This window comes from Pseudoalteromonas sp. BSi20311 (assembly GCF_000239875.1).
GTDB lineage: Bacteria > Pseudomonadota > Gammaproteobacteria > Enterobacterales > Alteromonadaceae > Pseudoalteromonas.
The window spans coordinates 1-880 of the sequence record NZ_BADU01000135.1 but is presented as its reverse complement, the minus strand read 5'-3'; the positions used below and the strand labels follow the sequence as shown (position 1 = coordinate 880).

Annotated in this window: 1 protein-coding gene; it reads left to right on the top strand. The window is 41.2% G+C overall.

Going from position 1 to position 880, the window contains the following annotated elements:
• Positions 1-88 precede the first annotated feature (88 nt).
• The gene (locus P20311_RS14050; protein WP_024600859.1) at positions 89-850 is read left to right on the top strand and encodes an IS5 family transposase; all 762 of its coding nucleotides are present in this window, start codon (positions 89-91) and stop codon (positions 848-850) included.
• The last annotated feature ends 30 nt before the right edge of the window (positions 851-880 follow it).

Genomic DNA, 880 nt, shown 5'->3' with positions numbered 1-880 from the left:
GGGCGTGTTGATCTTTGTGGTATGAAAAACAAACAGCATGAAGATAAGGTATAATTGAATTCGCCAGAAAACTTTACACCGAACCTACATGCCAAGATTAATGCTAACAGACGGGACATGGAATGTCTTATCAAAAGTAATGTACTTAAGTGGTCGAATTTATAATAAGCCCGACCATAGAAAAACGCTCGAAGGCATACTGTATAAGATGCGCACAGGTATTCCATGGCGAGATTTACCTTCTGATTTTGGCCGTTGGAGTGCTATCTACAGACGGTTTAATTTATGGTCCAAAAAAGGGATTTTGAATGAACTGTTTCGCGCATTATCTCGTGATGCGGACATGGATTGGGTCTTCATTGATGGCAGTATTGTCAGGGCTCATCAACATAGTTGCGGTGCAAGAACTGCTGACAATGAATCAATTGGAAAGAGCCGAGGTGGAAATTCTACGAAAATTCATCTTGCAGTCGATAGCGGAGGGTTGCCTGTTTATTATGAATTATCCTGTGGAAATACGCATGATATCGTCCATGCAGAGTCACTCGTAGCTAATTGCCCAACAAGTAATATGGTTGTCGCAGATAAAGGCTACGACAGTGAAAAACTGAGAGCGTTTGTTCGTGATAATAACGCTACACCCGTTATTCCACGTAAGGGCAACAGTTTAGTAGGCAATGAAGATATTGACTGGTGCATGTATAAATATCGGCACTTGGTTGAGAATGCATTTGGCCGTATTAAGCAATATAGAGGGATAGCCACGCGGTATGAAAAGCTTGAACGAAATTATCATTCAATGCTCGCTTTAGCATTTACTATGATGTGGCTACCAATGTGGGCTGATTGATATATGTACTACAAAGATCAACAGCCCCTA

Coding starts and splice junctions, on each gene's coding strand:
- P20311_RS14050 (WP_024600859.1), top strand. CDS start 89: ATGCCAAGATTAATGCTAACAGACGGGACATGGAATGTCTTATCAAAA.